14 protein-coding genes are annotated in these 16662 nt (G+C 69.8%); 10 read left to right on the forward strand and 4 right to left on the reverse strand.

Annotated elements, in window-relative coordinates:
- Positions 1-294: 294 nt before the first annotated feature.
- Positions 295-2265, forward strand: coding sequence for a sigma-54-dependent Fis family transcriptional regulator (locus ACRSCF_RS04950; protein WP_244387833.1), 1971 nt, complete (start codon positions 295-297; stop codon positions 2263-2265).
- Between the two features lie 15 nt (positions 2266-2280).
- On the opposite strand, the gene ACRSCF_RS04955 is transcribed toward ACRSCF_RS04950, so the two are convergent.
- On the reverse strand, positions 2281-3699 hold the full coding sequence (locus tag ACRSCF_RS04955; RefSeq protein WP_034364495.1) for an RtcB family protein: 1419 nt from the start codon (positions 3697-3699) through the stop codon (positions 2281-2283).
- A gap of 163 nt (positions 3700-3862) precedes the next feature.
- The gene (locus tag ACRSCF_RS04960; RefSeq protein WP_013800690.1) at positions 3863-4627 is read right to left on the reverse strand and encodes an IclR family transcriptional regulator; all 765 of its coding nucleotides are present in this window, start codon (positions 4625-4627) and stop codon (positions 3863-3865) included.
- A gap of 70 nt (positions 4628-4697) precedes the next feature.
- Between ACRSCF_RS04960 and ACRSCF_RS04965 the strand changes: the two genes are divergently transcribed.
- Positions 4698-5885 carry a M20 family metallopeptidase gene (locus ACRSCF_RS04965; protein ID WP_016450904.1) on the forward strand — a complete coding sequence of 396 codons (1188 nt, stop codon included), beginning with the start codon at positions 4698-4700 and terminating at the stop codon, positions 5883-5885.
- A 51-nt stretch (positions 5886-5936) separates the two neighbouring features.
- Entirely contained in the window at positions 5937-6941 is a 1005-nt protein-coding gene (locus ACRSCF_RS04970) for a tripartite tricarboxylate transporter substrate binding protein (protein ID WP_016445478.1), read from the forward strand.
- Positions 6942-6957: 16 nt separating this feature from the next.
- Here ACRSCF_RS04970 and ACRSCF_RS04975 read toward each other — a convergent pair whose 3' ends face one another.
- Positions 6958-7812, reverse strand: coding sequence for a LysR substrate-binding domain-containing protein (locus ACRSCF_RS04975; protein ID WP_061287320.1), 855 nt, complete (start codon positions 7810-7812; stop codon positions 6958-6960).
- 131 nt (positions 7813-7943) lie between these two features.
- On the opposite strand from ACRSCF_RS04975, the gene ACRSCF_RS04980 reads away from it, so the two are divergent.
- Both ACRSCF_RS04980 and ACRSCF_RS04985 read left to right on the forward strand, forming a co-directional pair.
- Positions 7944-8357 (forward strand): VOC family protein, encoded by a 414-nt coding sequence (locus ACRSCF_RS04980; RefSeq protein ID WP_012207434.1) that lies wholly within the window; start codon positions 7944-7946, stop codon positions 8355-8357.
- Positions 8354-9307 (forward strand): 2-hydroxyacid dehydrogenase, encoded by a 954-nt coding sequence (locus tag ACRSCF_RS04985; RefSeq protein ID WP_034364497.1) that lies wholly within the window; start codon positions 8354-8356, stop codon positions 9305-9307. Before ACRSCF_RS04980 ends, ACRSCF_RS04985 begins: the two co-directional genes overlap by 4 nt.
- Here the strand turns inward: ACRSCF_RS04985 and ACRSCF_RS04990 are convergent.
- Entirely contained in the window at positions 9301-10278 is a 978-nt protein-coding gene (locus ACRSCF_RS04990; RefSeq protein WP_034364499.1) for a LysR family transcriptional regulator, read from the reverse strand. The genes ACRSCF_RS04985 and ACRSCF_RS04990 overlap by 7 nt on opposite strands.
- Before the next feature lie 155 nt (positions 10279-10433).
- Between ACRSCF_RS04990 and ACRSCF_RS04995 the strand changes: the two genes are divergently transcribed.
- The 5 genes from ACRSCF_RS04995 to ACRSCF_RS05015 are packed head-to-tail and all read left to right on the forward strand — an operon-like array spanning position 10434 to position 16654.
- Positions 10434-11294, forward strand: coding sequence for a fumarylacetoacetate hydrolase family protein (locus ACRSCF_RS04995; protein WP_034364501.1), 861 nt, complete (start codon positions 10434-10436; stop codon positions 11292-11294).
- Positions 11295-11308: 14 nt separating this feature from the next.
- Positions 11309-13405 carry a hydantoinase/oxoprolinase family protein gene (locus ACRSCF_RS05000; protein WP_013800699.1) on the forward strand — a complete coding sequence of 699 codons (2097 nt, stop codon included), beginning with the start codon at positions 11309-11311 and terminating at the stop codon, positions 13403-13405.
- On the forward strand, positions 13402-15198 hold the full coding sequence (locus ACRSCF_RS05005; RefSeq protein WP_034364503.1) for a hydantoinase B/oxoprolinase family protein: 1797 nt from the start codon (positions 13402-13404) through the stop codon (positions 15196-15198). Before ACRSCF_RS05000 ends, ACRSCF_RS05005 begins: the two co-directional genes overlap by 4 nt.
- A gap of 8 nt (positions 15199-15206) precedes the next feature.
- Positions 15207-15572: a hypothetical protein gene (locus ACRSCF_RS05010; protein ID WP_012207428.1), complete on the forward strand. Its 366-nt coding sequence runs from the start codon at positions 15207-15209 to the stop codon at positions 15570-15572.
- Positions 15569-16654: a CobW family GTP-binding protein gene (locus tag ACRSCF_RS05015; RefSeq protein ID WP_034364505.1), complete on the forward strand. Its 1086-nt coding sequence runs from the start codon at positions 15569-15571 to the stop codon at positions 16652-16654. The genes ACRSCF_RS05010 and ACRSCF_RS05015 overlap by 4 nt, the downstream gene beginning before the upstream one ends.
- Positions 16655-16662: the final 8 nt, after the last annotated feature.

The following is a 16662-nucleotide window of genomic DNA, read 5'->3' on the forward strand; positions in this document are numbered from 1 at the left end:
GTCTGTTGTGATCGGGTGTGGATCGGGATATCCGGCCATGGCCGGACGGCAGACATGATTCAAAAGCCGTGCCAGCCAGCAGGCCGCAGGGCAGGTGCCCGCAAAGGCACGCGGGACGTGGCTGCTGCGGGTATTCCCGTGCGCGTTCGCCCTGTGCCGTGACGTTGCGCAACAGGACAACTGTCCAGAAATGGAACAGTCGGGCGCCTGACCCGCCACTTGGCTTGCCCGGTGCCCGCCGGCCCCGCATACTGGCCCGCAACGCGGCGCAATGACGCCCGAGCAGGAGACAGCATGCAATCGAGAGCCTCCCTTGTGGCCTTGCGCCAGGCCCGTCACAGCCTGATGGAGTCGGGCCGCTGCCCCAGCGGCCTGGTGGACGAGCGCCTGGCGCGCTCGTGGCAGCGCTGCATCGAGCAGGGACTGCGTCCCACCGGGCGCCTGGGCGCCGCCGACAACCTGGAGCAGCACGCGCTGGGCGTGCTGCGCAGCCGCCACCATGCGCTGCTGGCGCATTCACGGCCCGTCATGGAATACCTGTCCGAGCAGGTGCGCGGCAGCCAGAGCGTGGTGGTGCTGGCCGGCCCCTGCGGCACCCTGGTGGATACCTGCGGCGACCCTTTCTTTCTGGGCAAGGCCGAGCGCGTGGCCCTGGCCAGCGGCGCGTCCTGGCATGAGGCGCAGCGCGGCACCAATGCCATCGGCACGGCACTGGCCGAGATGGACTCCATCGAAATCCAGGGCGGCGAGCATTTCCTGGAGCGCAACGGCTTTCTCACCTGCGCGGCCGCGCCCATCCTGTCGGGCACGGGCCAGCTGCTGGGCATCCTGGACATCTCCAGCGAATATGGCCGGGGCAGCCCGCACACGCTGGGCCTGGTCGGCACGGCGGCCCGCATGATCGAAAACCGCCTCATGGCCTGCGACGGCCAGCGCCACATCCGCCTGCACCTGCACGCGCGGCCCGAAGGCATTGGCACGGTGGGCGAAGGCATTGCGCTGATCTCGGGCGACGGCTGGGTGGTGGGTGCCAACCGCGCCGCTCTGGCCTTGCTGCGCCTGTCGCACGCGCAGCTGGGCAGCGTGGCGCTGGACCAGGTGCTGGACGCCAGCCTGCAGGAGCTGCTGTCACGCCAGCACCGCCAGCCCGATGCGGCCCAGCCGCTGCGGCGCCATGACGGCACGGCGCTGTTCGGCCAGCTGGTGCCGGACCGGCGCACCATCATGGCGGGGGCGGCGGCGCAGACAGTGCAGGAGGCGCTGGGAGCGCGGCAAGCGGGGGAAACACGGCAGGCCCCCCGCGATGCGCTGGCGCGGCTGGACACGGGCGATGCGCGCTGGCGTGCGGCGGCCGACAAGGCCCGGCGCGTGCTGGGCAAGCCGATTGCGCTGCTCATCCAGGGCGAGTCCGGCGTGGGCAAGGAATGGTTTGCGCGCGCGGCCCACGACAGCGGGCCGCGCCGCGACGGCCCCTTCGTGGCCATCAACTGCGCGGCCATGCCCGAGTCGCTGATCGAGGCCGAGCTGTTCGGCTACCGCCAGGGCGCCTTCACGGGCGGGCGGCGCGAAGGACAGGCGGGCCTGCTGCGCCAGGCGCACGGCGGCACGCTGTTCCTGGACGAGATCGGCGACATGCCGCTGTCGCTGCAGACCCGGCTGCTGCGCGTGCTGCAGGAGCGGCAGGTGGTGCCGCTGGGCGGTGGCACGCCCGTTGCGGTCGATTTCGCGCTGGTCAGCGCCTCCAACCGCAGGCTGCGCGAGGATGCGGACCAGGGGCGCTTTCGTGCCGACCTGTACTACCGCATCAACGGCCTGGCCGTGGAGCTGCCTCCGCTGCGCGAGCGCGGCGACTTCGAGGCGCTGGCCGCGCGCATGCTGGCCGACATCGAACCCGCGCGCCCGCTGCGCATGGCGCCGGCCCTGCTGGCGCAGCTGGCCGGCCATGGCTGGCCCGGCAATCTGCGCCAGTGCGCCAGCGTGCTGAGAACGGCCTGCGCCATGCTCGATCCCCATGAGGACTGCCTGCAGTGGCAGCACCTGCCCGACGACTTCCAGGCCGAGCTGGTGCAGACCGCCCGCAGCGGCCCCCGGCTCGACGCTGCGCCGCAGAGCCTGGATGAACTCTCGCGCTCGGCCGTGCGGCAGGCGCTGGAGAACTGCCGGGGCAATGTCACCCAGGCCGCGCGCATGCTGGGCATCAGCCGCCAGACGCTGTACCGCAAGCTGGCCCAGGACCGTGCGGCGGACGGCTTGCGGCTGCAGTGAGGCGCCTGCCGGTGCTCAGGCCTTGAAGGTGATCCAGGGCCTGAGCTTCACGGCGGCGTGGATCAGGCCGGCGGCCTCCTGCGACTCGATGACCGGGCCGATGGGCTTGTAGGCTTCGGGCGCTTCCTCGATGCGGCGCTCCTCGCGCAGCGTCACGCATTGCCAGCCCTGTTCGCCCGCATGGCCTGCACGGGCTTCGGGCCGCAGTGCGCGCACGGCCTGGCGGCGCATGCGCCGCCCCGCGCCATGGCTGCAGGACCAGAGCCAGTCGGCCGCGCCCAGGCCCGTGACCAGGTAGGATGCATCGCCCATGGACCCCGGGATGAGCGCGAAGTCGCCCTCGTTGGCCGGCGTGGCGCCCTTGCGGTGGATGTTCATGCCGCCTTGCTGCAGGACCACGTTGTGCGGCACATCGACCACCAGGCGCGAATCCGCTGCGCCCACGATCTGCTCCAGGTCCTTGCGCACCAGCTCGGCCAGCACCACGCGGTTGGCCCAGGCATAGCGCGCCGCCACGCCCATGGCCTGCAGGTACTCGCCGGCCAGCGGACCCGACAGGCCGTACAGGCCGCTGGCCGGGTGTTTCACGCCTTGCGGCCACTCGGCCCGGGCGCGGTCCATCCAGGCCTGGCCCACGTAAAAGCCCAGGTCGCGCGAGCCGCTGTGGATCATCACCACCACGTCGCCCGCGCGCAGGCCGGCGCGGTAGGCCGCGTGGCGGTCCAGCACCTCGTCGACCACTTGCAGTTCCACGAAATGGTTGCCCGATCCCACCGTGCCCAGGCACGGGTCGCGGAACACGGCATGGCGCTCCTGCAGATAGGCATGGGGCGAGTGGCGGGCGCTGCCAGCGAAGCTGTCCAGGCCGATGCAGGCGGCCAGCTCGCGGTGCAGGCGATCCCTGTCGACATGGTCCCACAGGCCCTGGCCGTTCAGCCGGTCCACAAAGGCGGCCGGCCCGTGGTCGAACAGCGCGCGGAAGGCGGCCGTGGTCACTGGCACGTCGCGCCCGCTGCCCAGTAGGCTGGCGGTCAGCAGTTCCACCAGCCGGCCCTTGTGCGGCGCCAGCTGGTCCAGCCGGGCGCCCATGGTCAGCAGGCGCACGCTGCAGTTGATGTCCGTGCCGATGGCGGCCGGAATGACGAAGTCCGATGGCGTGGCCACCACGCTGCCCACGGGCGCCACCGTGCCCGGATGGAAGTCGGGCGTGGCGCAGGCGCGGCAGACGGCGCCGTGGCTGCCCTGGCCGTCATGCCGGCGCACGGCCGAAAAGGCCAGCAACTGGCGCACGGCCTTGTCCTCCAGGGGAAGGCTGTCGGGAAGAAGAATGTGGGCCTCGGCCTGGCCATCGCGCACGTGGTAGATGCCGTCGCGATAGTCGAGAGAGATGCCCGTGCGTGCAAAGGCACGCTGGAGTCGTTGAGGAGTGCTCATGGCTGCAGATCCGCGAGGCCTGGTTGGCGCTCGCCGCATCCGTTGGGTGTACGGACGATGAAAGACACCCGGGCGGCAAAGGCCCGGAAAACGTCTTTCCTGCAGCAGCTCGTTCAAGAAAGAAGGGGCGCAGTATAGCGGGATCCGCGCTGGACGGCAGGCGCTACGCGTTGCGCCGCTCGTACTGGGCGATGGCGTTGAGCAGCAGGGGCGAGAACTTCTTCGCGTAGTCGGCTCCGCTCCACTGGCTTGACGATCCGCTCAGGTGCAGGGCGCCCAGCGGCACGCCGTCGGCATCGACCACGGCGGCGGCCAGCGCGACCTCGCCCATGATGAATTCATCGACCACCATGGCGTAGCCGCGCTCGCGCACCTTCTTCAGTTCCGCCTGGACGGCCTTGGCGGTGGTCAGCGTCCGGGGCGTGCTGGCCACCAGGCGGCCGGGGGCCAGCAGCTGCTCCACCTGCGCCTCGTCCAGCCGTGCCATCACGGCGCGCCCGCCTGCCGTGCATTGCAGGGGCACGCGCCGGCCCACGAGCGAGGCGTGGTAGTGCTCGGTACTGGTCTGATGGCGCAGCACATGCACCAGCCAGTCGCCGTCGCGCAGCGACAGGCTGATCTTCTGCTCCGTGTCCTTGGACAGCTGCAGCAGCAGGGGGTTGAGCGCCTCGGCCAGCGCATGCGTGCGCAGGAAGTGGAAGGTCAGGTCCAGCACGCCCGGGCCCAGCCGGTAGCGGCGGGTCTGGCTGTTTTGCTGCAGGTAGCCCTCGGCGCTGAGGGTGTAGGCGTAGCGCTGGGCGGCGCTCTTGTCCAGGCCGCTGCGCTCCATGATTTCCGTGAGGCTCAGGTCGCCCGCCGCGCCCTTGAAGCAGTCCAGCACGCGGAATGCCTTGCCCACGGAACCCACATACAACGCGTTTTCGATCATCGTTTTACCTGATTGTGAATCTGAAGTATTAAATAACAATACCAAGTATTGAAAAATACGGAGGCAGCGGATGCCACAGCAAGCCATTGTCAGTGCGGACCGGGCGGTCGGCGCGTCGGAGTGGATCAAGGGCCAGCGGGAGAACATGCTTTCGCTGCTGGCGGACATCGTCAACATCGACTCGGGCAGCTTCGACAAGCCCGGCGTGGCGCGCGTGTTCCGGCGCCTGGAGGCCTTCTTCCTGGGCCAGGGGCTGCAGGTCAGCCCGCATTTCGTCGATGGCGTGGAGGCCGCGATCTCGGTCACCGTGAACGCGGGCAGCACCGTGGGCAGGCCCGTGCTGCTGATGGGGCACTGCGACACGGTCTTCCCTGAAGGCGAGGCCGCGCGCAGGCCGTTCCGCATCGAAGGCGGCAGGGCCTACGGCCCGGGCGTGGCCGACATGAAGTCGGGCATCGTCATGAACGCCTTCCTGCTGGCTGCGCTGGCCCACAGCGCGGAGCCTGCGCCCGAGGTCACGGGCCTGTTCACCTGCGACGAGGAAATCGGCTCGCCCCTGAGCAAGTCCGTCATCGAGCCCTTTGCGCGCAAGGCGGGCTTTGTCTTCAATGCGGAGCCGGGCCGGCCTTCGGGCAACGTGGTCACGGGCCGCAAGGGCGGCGTGTTCTTCGGCGTGGAGATCGAGGGCAAGGCGGCGCACTCGGGCGCCAACTTCGCCGAGGGCATCAGCGCCATCTCGGAGCTGGCGCACAAGGTGGTGGCGCTGGACGCGCTCACCGACCTGGACAAGGGCGTCACGGTCAACGTGGGCCTGGTGTCGGGCGGGCTGTCGGTGAACACGTCGGCGCCGTCGGCCAAGGCGGCCATCGACCTGCGCATCTTCGACCTGGACCAGCGCGAGTCCCTGGTGGGCCGCATCCGCTGCATCTGCGACAAGTCCTTCATCCAGGGCACGCGCTCCACGCTGAACATCACCGGCGAGTTCCGCCCCTTCGTTCCCACGCCGCAGTCGCAGCAATTGTTCGAGCTGTACCAGGCCGAGCTGGGCGCGCTGGGCCACAAGGCCGAGGGCGAGTTCAGCGGCGGCTGCGCGGACTCGGGCGTGACCTCCAGCCTGGGCGCCATCACGCTGTGCGGCACCGGCCCCGTGGGCGGCAAGTTCCACACCACCGACGAGTACTGCGAGGTGGACACCATCGTCCCGCGCGGCCTGGCGGTGCTCCACACCATTGCGCGCCTGCCCCACGCCCGGTGGTAGGGCGCGCCTGATTCCCGCCTTCCCCCTCAAGCCACTGCCTGGTGCACTTTCATGAATCCACTTGCCTTGCCCACACGCCGCTCGCTCCTGAAAATCGCCGCCGGCCTGCCGCTGGCGCCCCTGCTGCTGCAGCCCGCCGCGGCCTCGGCGCCCGGCCCGGTCAGCCTGATGGTGCCCTACCCGGCAGGCGGGCCCAGCGACGTCAGCGCCCGCATCCTGAGCAAGCCCATAGGCGAGGGACTGGCGGCCAAGGTGATCGTGGAAAACCTGGGCGGAGCCACGGGCACGATTGCCGCATCCAAAGTGCTGGGCGCCAGGGCCGACGGCAGCATGTTCTTCCAGGGCACGCAGAACGAACTCATCCTGCCGCCGCTCACCAACAAGGCCGTGCGCTACCAGCCCGATGCGTTCGAGAACCTGCAGTACATCACCGTCACCCACCTGGTTCTGCTGGTGCGCTCGGGCCTGCCGGCCCGGAACATGCAAGAGTTCCTGGCGCTGGCGCGCTCGCGCAACGAAAGCAATTCGCTGACCTACGGCTCCGTGGGCGTGGGCTCGCTCTACCACCTGATCACCGAGTACATGGGCAAGGTGGTGAAGGTGCCGTTCACCCACGCGCCCTATGCGGGCACGGCGCCCGTGATCCAGGACCTGGCCGGCGGCCAGATCGACTTCAGCATCATGCCGTTCCAGGCGTCCATGCTGGAGATGATCCGCACCGGCCGCTTCCGGGCGCTGGCCGTGCTGTCGCGCAACCGGCCTGCCGTGCTGTCGGCCGTGCCCAGCATCACCGAAGTGCCGGCGCTGCGCGATTTCGAGTACGCCAGCCTGGCGGGCTACTTCGTCAAGCGCGGCACGCCGCAGGACGTCAAGCAGCGCCTGAACCAGGCCATCGGCCAGGCCCTGCTGGACCCGCAGGTCATCGCCAAACTGGAGGCCGACGGCCGTGACGTTGCCAAGCCCATGGGCCTGGACGATGCGGCGGCCGCCTATGCGCGCGAGATCGCCAAGTACCGCGAGATGATCCGCGTCACGGGATACGTGCAGGCGGATTGAGAACGAAGGCCGCAACCTAAGCGAGTGCACCCTCCAGCAGCTCGGCCATGCGCGGCAGGTCGGGATCGGCGCTGGTCACCAGCCAGATGGCGCGCTCATAGGCGGCGCCCGCAATGGGCAGCATGCGGCAGTCGCCCATGAAGCGCTCCAGGCCCGTCCAGTGCGGCACCAGGCCCACGCCCATGCCGTCGGCGGCCAGCATGGCAATGGCCTCCAGGGCGTCCAGGTCGCACAGCACCGCAGGCTCCAGCCCCTGGTCGGCCAGCCAGTCTGCAGCATGGCGGCCACCCCAGGCATCGGGGTCGTAGCGTATGTAGGGCAGGCTGCGCAGCAGCGCGGCAGGCCGGCCGCGTGCCTGGGGCGGTGCCAGCAGCACCAGCGGCTCGCGGCGCAGCTGCACGCTGCGCAGCGCCTTGGGCAGTTCAAAAGGGGGCGCCACGATGACGGCGGCATCGAGCTCGCCGGCCTGCAGCATCTGGAACAGCGCGCGCGAGGTGCCCGGCACGATGACGGGCCGGCACTGTGGCGCCGCCTGCGTGAGCTTGCGCAGCGCGGCCGGCAGCATGCCCGTGAGCGCGGTCGAGATGGCGCCGATGCGCAGCGTGCCGGCCAGGCCATCGGCGCTGGCATCGCTGCCCAGCAGCGCGGCCTCGCGCACCAGGCGCCGCGCGCGCGGCAGCAGGGCCACGCAGGCCTGGGTGGGGCGGGCCGCATGGCCGCTGCGCGAGAGCAGGGCAAAGCCCAGCTCGCGCTCCAGCGCCTGCACGCGCTGGCCCACGGCGGCGGCGGTCAGGTGCTCGGCGCGCGCCGCATCGGCGATGGAGCCGCTGTCCACCACGGCGATCAGGCTCTTGAGATAGCGGGTCTCCAAAAGATTTCCTTGGGGATTGCAAAGAAATCAACGCTATCACTTTTGAAAAGCCTCTGCTAGGCTCGCGCCACCCACGGCAGGCCACGGCCTGCGAACCTGCCTGCACCACAAGCACAACCAAAGGATCAGCCATGCGCACCAGCTTCCACCTTGCCTACCATGTCCGCGATCTGGACGAAGCGCGCGCCTTCTACGGCACGCTGCTCGGCTGCCAGGAAGGCCGCAGCACCGAGACCTGGGTGGACTTCGACTTCTTCGGTCACCAGATCTCGCTGCACCTGGGAGAGCCCTTCCCGGTCACGAACACCGGCCGCGTGGGCGACCACATGGTGCCCATGCCCCACCTGGGCCTGGTGATGGCCATGGACGACTGGAAGGCCCTGGCCGCGCGGCTGTCGGGCGGCGTGGTGGATTTCGTGCTGCAACCCGGCATCCGCTTCGAGGGCGAGCCCGGCGAGCAGGCCACCATGTTCTTCCGCGACCCCAGCGGCAATCCCATCGAGGTCAAGGGCTTCGCCGATCTGGACAAGGTCTTCGCCAAATGAGCGCCTCGCTTCCCCCGCTTCCTTTCGTCTGCGCACCCGGCTACCCGGCAGCCCAGGCCTGGCTGCAGGCCCTGCAGGCCGCCCTGCCAGAGGAGCGCGTGGTGGCGCTCGATGCGCTGGATGCCGACCAGCGCGCGGCCTGCGAGGTCGCCATCGTCGCCAACCCCCAGCCTGCCGACCTGCGCACGCTGCCGCGCCTGCAATGGGTGCACAGCGTCTGGGCCGGCGTGGAGCGCCTGGTGGCCGACCTGGGCGATACCGACCTGCGCATCGTCCGCCTGGTGGACCCGCAACTGGCCGACACCATGGCCGAGGCCGTGCTGGCCTGGACCCTGTACCTGCACCGCGACATGCCGCTCTATGCCCGCCAGCAGGCCGCGCGCCAATGGCTGGCGCATGACGGCGTGCGCGCGCAGGACAGGACGGTATCGCTGCTGGGCCTGGGCGCACTGGGCGAAGCCAGCGCGCGGCGGCTGCTGGCGGCAGGCTTCCAGGTGCGCGGCTGGAGCCGCACGCCCAGGCAGATGGAAGGCGTGCAATGCCATGCGGGTGATGCCGAGCTGCCCGCCGTGCTGGCGCAGACCGACATCCTCGTATGCCTGCTGCCGCTCACGCCGCAGACGCGCGGCATCGTCGGCGCGCAGGCGCTGGCCGCGCTGCCCGCCCATGCCTCGCTGATCAACTTTGCGCGCGGCCCCATCGTGGACGATGCCGCGCTGCGCGCCGCCCTGGACGGCGGCCGCCTGGCCCATGCCGTGCTGGACGTGTTCGAGCAGGAGCCCCTGCCAGAATCGTCCTGGCAGTGGGCGCACCCCGCCGTGACCGTGCTGCCCCACATCTCGGCGCCCACGGACCGCGCGACGGCATCGGCCATCGTGGCGGGCAATATCCGCCGCTGGCGCGCCAGCGGCGAGCTGCCGCAGGCGGTGGACGCGGCACGGGGCTATTGAGAGCGGGGCCTGCCCTTCGGCCGTGCAGGCTCCCCGAGCAGTCCCGAGGTGCTCAGCGGCCCCGGCGACAGCTGCTGCCCCCAGGCCTGCGTCAATGCCTCGATGGCATCGCCCACCACGCGGCAGGCCTGGGTGAGCTTGCCGTGCCGGGGCAGGGCCAGCGTCACATGGCGCACCAGGCCGGGGTTGACCAGGCGGCTGGCCTGCAGCCGGCCCTGGCGCAGCTCGGCATCGATGGAATACGGGCCGATCACCGAGTAGAGGCCGGGCGCGTGGGCCACGAGTTCCTTTTGCACGGTCAGCGAGTCGGCCTCGGCCGCCGCCGCGAGCCGAAAGCCGTGGCTGTGCGCGGCCTCATCGAGCGCGTCGCGCCAATGGCTGGGGCGGCGCGGCAGCACCAGCTGCAGGCCGTCGAGCGCGGCGAACTCCGTGGTGGGCGCCAGGGTCAAGGGGTCGCCAGGGCGCGACACCAGATAGCTGTGCGCGGTGCTCAGCAGCCGCTCGTCGCCGCCGGCCGGGCGCGCGAAGCGAAAGAGGATGGCCAGGTCCACTGCGCCGCTGTCCAGCAGCGCGTCGAGCTCCGTGCCCTGGGCCTCGGTGATGTTCAGGCGTATGCCGGGGTGCTCGCGCTGCAGCCAGTCGAACACATGCGTCATCAGCGGGTGCGCGGCCGAGGGCACGATGCCCAGCCGCACCTCGCCCCATAGCTGGCCTGCGTCCGCACGCAGCGTTTCCTGCAATTGCTCGGTTTCCTGCAGCCAGCTGCGCAGCCGCAGCGCGGCCCGCGCCCCCAGCGGCGTCAGCGTGACGCCCCTGCCCGTGCGCCGCAGCAAGGGGCCGCCCAGAGACGCTTCGAATTCGCTGATCTGCCGGCTGATGTGCGACTGCACGGTGTGCCGCCGTGCCGCGACCTTGCTGATGCTGCCGGCTTCGGAGACCTCGAGGAAGAGCTTGACGCTGGGCAGGTGCATGGTGGTTACCCGGTTGAGGTATGCCTGATGAGGCAATTCTGAAAGCCTGAAATTCTATCTATCCAGATATCAAACGGATTTCTACAGTGCAGTCATGCCTTGCCAGCGGCCTTGCCGTGGCAGGTTTTCCAGACACCGAACCTAAGGAAAATCCGTTGAAACTCGCCAGCTTCATCCATGCCGGACAGCCCCGCTACGGGCAGGTTCTGGCCGAGCGCTTCCTGCTGCCGCCCGCCGACTTTCTCGCCCGCCATCCCGACCTGCTGTCCGTGCTGCGCGCACAGGCGCTGGGCGAGCTGGAGCAGGCCCTGCAGGCCGGCGCCGTGCCCGTCGATGCGGCGCAGACCCAGGCGCTGCCCGTCATCCCCAACCCCGGCAAGCTCATCTGCGTGGGCCTGAACTACAAGACCCATGTGGCCGAGACGCGGCGCGCCGACAGCGAGCACCCGTCGCTGTTCCTGCGCTTCAACGACAGTCTGGCCGCCGATGGCGACGAGCTGCTGCGCCCGGCCTTCTCGGAGCGTTTCGACTGGGAGGGCGAGCTGGCCTTCGTCATCGGCCGGGGCGGGCGCCACATTGCAAAGGAAGATGCCTTCGACCACATCGCCGGCTATGCCTGCTTCAACGATGTGAGCGTGCGCGACTGGCAGCGCCATACGCACCAGTTCACGCCCGGCAAGAACTTTCCCGGCACGGCGCCCTTCGGCCCCTGGCTGGTCACGCGCGACGAGGTGGCCGACGTGCGCAGCCTGGCGCTGCAGACGCGCCTGAACGGCAGCGTGATGCAGCAGGCCAGCCTGGGCGACCTGATCTTCGACATCCCCACCATCGTGGCCTATGTGTCGCGCTTCACGCCGCTGTCGCCAGGCGACGTGATCGCCACGGGCACGCCGGGCGGCGTGGGCGACCGCCGCGAGCCGCCTCTGTACATGAAGCATGGCGATGTGGTCGAGGTCGAGATCACTGGGCTAGGCGTGCTGCGCAACCGCATCGGCACGGATACCGCTGCCGTCTGACTCCGGAGAATTTCATGGATAACCAACAAGCGATTTCGCAGCGGCCCCGGCTGCGCATTGCCGTCGATATCGGCGGCACCTTCACCGACATGGCGGCGTTCGACGAGGCCAGCGGCCAGCTGCTGTTCGGCAAGGCCCTGTCCACGCATGGCGAGCTGGTCAACGGCATCCAGGCCACGATAGACAGCGCGGGCATCGACTGGCGCGACGGCCATCTGTTCCTGCATGGCTCCACCATTGCCATCAACACGCTGCTGGAGCGCAACGGCGCCCACACCGCGCTGCTGATCACCGAGGGCTTTCGCGACATCTACGAGATCGGCCGCGTGAACCGGCCCGATGCCTACAACCTGTTCTTCAACAAGCACCAGCCGCTGGTGCGGCGCTCGCTGCGCCATGAGGTGTCCGAGCGCCTGCGCGCCGATGGCAGCCTGCACAAGCCGCTGGACGAGGCGGCCGTGCGCGAGCTGGCCCGCGAGCTGGCAGGGCAGGGCGTGGAGGCCGTGGCCGTGCTGCTGTTGCATTCCTACCGCAATCCGGCGCACGAGCAGCGCGTCAAGCAGATCCTGCAGGAAGAGATGCCGGGCGCCTTTGTCTGCGCCTCGCACGAGCTGTCGCAGGAGTACCGCGAGTTCGAGCGCGTGTCCACCGCCGTGGCCAATGCCTATGTGGGGCCGCGCGTGTCGCAGTACCTGGGCCAGCTGGAGAACCACCTGGGCGGCAAGGGCTTCGAGGGCGATTTCTACATCGTGCAGTCCACGGGCGGCCTGTTCCCGGTCGAGCATGCCAAGGTGGGCTGCGTGCGCATGCTCGAATCGGGTCCGGCGGCCGGCGTGATCGGCGCCCAGGCCATCTGTGCGCAATTGGGCATGGGCGACGCCATCGCCTTCGACATGGGCGGCACCACGGCCAAGGCCGGCGTGATCAGCGAGGGCCGGCCGCTCACCACGGGCTCGGCGCTGATCGGCGGCTACGAGCAGGCCCTGCCGATACAGATCCCGATGATGGACATCCACGAAGTGGGCACGGGCGGCGGCTCCATCGCCCGCGTGGAGACGGGCAACGCGCTGCGCGTGGGCCCGCAGAGCGCCGGCTCCATCCCCGGCCCCGTGGCCTATGGCCGTGGCGGGCTGGAGCCCACGGTGACCGACGCCAACCTGGTGCTGGGCCGGCTGGACGCGGAGCATTTCCTGGGCGGCGAGCTGCAGCTGGACATGGACGCCTGCCAGCGCCAGATGGCCGAGCGCGTGGCGACCCCGCTGGGCCTGGAGCCCACCGAGGCGGCCGACGGCATCCTGCGCATCGCCGTGACGCAGATGTCGCATGCCGTCAAGGCCGTGACCACCGAGCGCGGCCTGGATGCGGGCAGCTTCACCATGGTCGTCTACGGCGGCGCGGGGCCGCTGCACGCCTCGGCCATTGCGCGCGAGATCGGCATCCGCAAGGTGCTGATCCCCTATGCGCCCGGCTATTTCTCGGCCTACGGAATGCTGTTCTCCGACCTGCGCTACGACTACGTGCGCTCGGTGTTCCGCAAGCTGGGCGAGGTCTCCTTCGAGGAGATCGAGGCCGCCTACCAGAGCATGGAGGACGAGGGCCGCGCCGCGCTGGCGCAGTCCGGCATCGCGCCGGACGGCATCGTGATCGAGCGCGCCGCCGACATGCGCTACGTGGGCCAGGAGCATGCGGTGACCGTGGACCTGCCCATGGCCTTCTTCGAGGGCAGGGACCGCTCGGCCATCAAGCGCCAGTTCGACGAGCTGCACAAGGTGCGCTACGGTACCTCGGCCCCGCAGGAGCCGGCCGACCTCGTGAGCCTGCGCGTCACCGTGCTGGGCACGATGAAGAAACCGCCCCGGCACAGCGTGGAGCGCGGCAGTGCCGAGCCCAGCCGTGCCTCCGTGCGAACGGTCAAGCCCGTCTATTTCCGCTCCAGCGGCTGGGTGGACACGCCGGTGCATCTGCGCGAGCGCCTGCTGGCGGGCAACGAGATCGCGGGGCCCGCGCTGATCGAGGAACACGCATCCACCACCGTCGTGCAGCCCGGCGACCGGCTGCGCGTGGACGAACTGGGCAATCTGCAAATCGACATCGGGAGCGACCGCACATGAACCACCCCACTGACTCCAGGCCCGTCGATCCGGTCACCGTCGAGATCATCCGCAACGGCCTGTACGCCGTCACGGAGGAGATGAAGACCAACCTGACGCGCACGGCCTACAACCTCATCATCTACGAGGCGCTGGACTTCACGGTCGGCCTGTTCACGCGCGAGGGCGATACGGTGTCCATCGGCCTGGGCCTGCCCATGTTCATCCGCGGCATGTCGGAGACGGTCAAGGCCAAGATCCGCCAGTTCGGCTACGAGAACATCCTGCCGGGCGACATCCTGGTCACCAACGATGCCTACACCACCGGCAGCCACCTGAACCACTTCACGTTCACCATGCCGGTGTTCCATGAGGGCCGGCTCGAAGGCTTCACCTGCTGCATGGCCCACTGGCTGGACGTGGGCGGCACGCTGGGCAACGTCACCACGGACATCTTCAGCGAGGGGATACAGATCCCCATCATGAAGTACCAGCGCCAGGGCGAGGTCAACCAGGACCTGATCGACATCATCGCGATGAACGTGCGCCTGGCCGAGCGGGCCCTGGGCGATCTGCGCGCGCAGATCACGGCCATCACCACGGGCGAGCGCCGCTATGTGGAACTGCTGCAGCGCTATGGCGTGGATGCGGTCAACGGCGCCATCGCGCAGATCATGGATTCCAGCGAGGCCGTGGCGCGCAAGAACACGCTGTCGATTCCCGATGGCGTGTACGAGGCCGAGTCCTTCATGGACGACGACGGGCTGGACATCGGCAAGCGCATTCCCATCCGCGTCAAGGTCACGGTGCAGGGCGACGAGATGACGGTGGACCTGTCGGATGTCTCCAAGCAGGTGCGCGGCTTCTACAACTCCGGCTTCACCACGGGCATCGCCTGCGCGCAGGTGGCCTACAAATGCCTCACCACGCCGACCGACTACCCGGTCAACGACGGGAGCTTTCGGCCGCTCAAGGTGATCATGCCCATGGGCACGGTGATCAGCGCCGAGAGGCCGTATCCCATGCGCGTGTGGATGACCTTCCCCATGACGGTGATCGACACCATCTTCAAGGCGCTGGCGCCGGCGATTCCCGACCGCTCCATCGCGGGCCACCATGCGGACCTGGTGTTTCCCAACATCCATGGCATCTCGCCCGAGGACGGGCGGCTGTTCATCGTCGGCATCGGCCCGCTGGGCGGCGGCTGGGGCGCCAAGAGCCGTGAGGACGGCGTGTCCGTCACCGTCTGCATCAATGACGGCGACACCCACAACAGCCCCACCGAGCAGCTCGAGGCCAAGTACCCGGTGCTGGTGGAGAAGTACGAGATCCGCCAGGACTCGGCCGGCGCGGGCCAGTACCGGGGCGGCCTGGGCGCGGAGATGGTGGTGCAGGCGCTGTCGCCCTTCACCGTCACCACGCGCATCGACCGCGTGCACTGCAAGCCCTGGGGCCTGGAGGGCGGCGGCGACGCCATGGGCAACGGCCTGGCCGTGCGCCACAAGGGCGAGTGGAAGACCGACCATGCCAACGCCAAGATCTTCAACGTGCGCCTGGAACGCGGCGATGCCTACCGCATGCTGTCGGGCGGCGGTGGGGGCTTTGGCGACCCGCTGGCGCGCGAACTGGACAAGGTGGCCGAGGACGTGCGCGAAGGCTATGTGAGCGCCCAGGTGGCCCGCGAGGTCTACCGCGTGGCGCTGGATGGCCAGGGACAGGTGGACCACGAGGGCACGCAGGCGCTGCGCAGTGCGCCCAGAGTGCCCGGTGCATCCGGTGCAGCGGCTGCCGCCGTGGCCTGGGACGGGCAGTGAGCACGGCCATGGCCTCCGACCACGCCCTGCAGGCCGGCCGGCTCTGGGACCTGTGGTGCGCCCTGGCGCTGCGCCATGTCGCCCTGGGCGGTGCCTGCGCCTGCGGGGCGGGCGGCATCAGCCTGCGGCTGGAGGACTTCGAGCTGGACATCGTGGACTACCTGCAGGACGGGGGCGAGCGCTGCGAGCAGCCCGAGGTGGCGGCCTGGTTCCGTGCCCGGCCCGCACCCGGGCAGGGCGCGCAGCCGCTGCGCGGCCTGCTCGATGCGCTGGGCTCGGACGAGGTGCCGCAGGCCGTGGCGCAGTGGGCGCTGGCGCGGCTGGAGCGCACGCTGCGCTCGTTCGCAGAGGTGCATGGCGGGGTGGCGTCATGAGCGGGCATTTCTCCAGCCTGCTGGCCCTGCCCGAAGCGGCGGGGCAGCGCATTCCGGTCACCGTGCTCACGGGCTTCCTGGGCAGCGGCAAGACCACGCTGCTCAACCGGCTGCTGGCGCTGCCGGACCTGCACGGGACGGCCGTCATCGTCAACGAGTTCGGTGCGGTCGGCATCGACCAGGACCTGACCAGCCTGGCCTGCGAGGACACGGTGCTGCTGGCCAATGGCTGCCTGTGCTGCAGCGTGCGCGGCGATCTGGTGGAGGCGCTGGAGCGCCTGGCCCTGCGCGAACAGGGCGCGCCGCGCCGCGTGCTGATCGAAACCAGCGGCCTGGCGGACCCGGGGCCGATACTGCGCTCCTTCCTGGGCGAGCCCGCCGTGCGGGCGCGCTATGCGCTGGCCGGCGTGGCCTGCACGGTCGATGCCGTGCTGGGCAGCGCCACGCTGGCAGGCTATCCCGAAGCCGTGCGGCAACTGGCCGTGGCTGACCTGGTGCTGCTGACCAAGACAGATTTGCTGGGCGGCGCACAGCCCGCTGCGCAACTGCTGGCCCAGGTGCAGGCCATCAACGGCGAGGCGCCGCCAGGCATGGACCCCGCCCACCATGTGGCGCTGCTGCAGCGGCTGATGTCGGAAGGCGCGACGGGGCAGGAGGACGCCGCTGTAGGCATGCTCCAGGCACCCGGCTACCGGGCCATGGCTCCGGTGACAGCTCCGGTGACAGCGCCGGCAGGCACGCACCGCGACGGCATCTCGTCCTTTGTGCTGCAGCGCGACGAGCCCCTGCCCGCGCAGGCGTTCGGCGAATGGATGGACTGGGTCACGGCCATGCGCGGCGATGACCTGCTGCGCGTCAAAGGCATCGTGCACCTGCAGGAGCACCCGGACCAGCCCCTGGTCATCCATGGCGTGCAGCACCTGTTCGCCCCGCCGCAGACGCTGCCCCGCTGGCCGGGTGCCGACCGGCGCACGCGCATCGTCTTCATCACGCGGGGGCTGGATGCCCAGGCCCTGGACGACACGCTGAGCGTGCTGGTGCGCAGGCACAGGCGGCGCGCGCCGAATCAGGACCCGGGCTGAGCCACGCA

Origin of the sequence: Delftia sp. 11MD, from assembly GCF_050907895.1 — a bacterium.
GTDB lineage: Bacteria > Pseudomonadota > Gammaproteobacteria > Burkholderiales > Burkholderiaceae_C > Comamonas > Comamonas tsuruhatensis.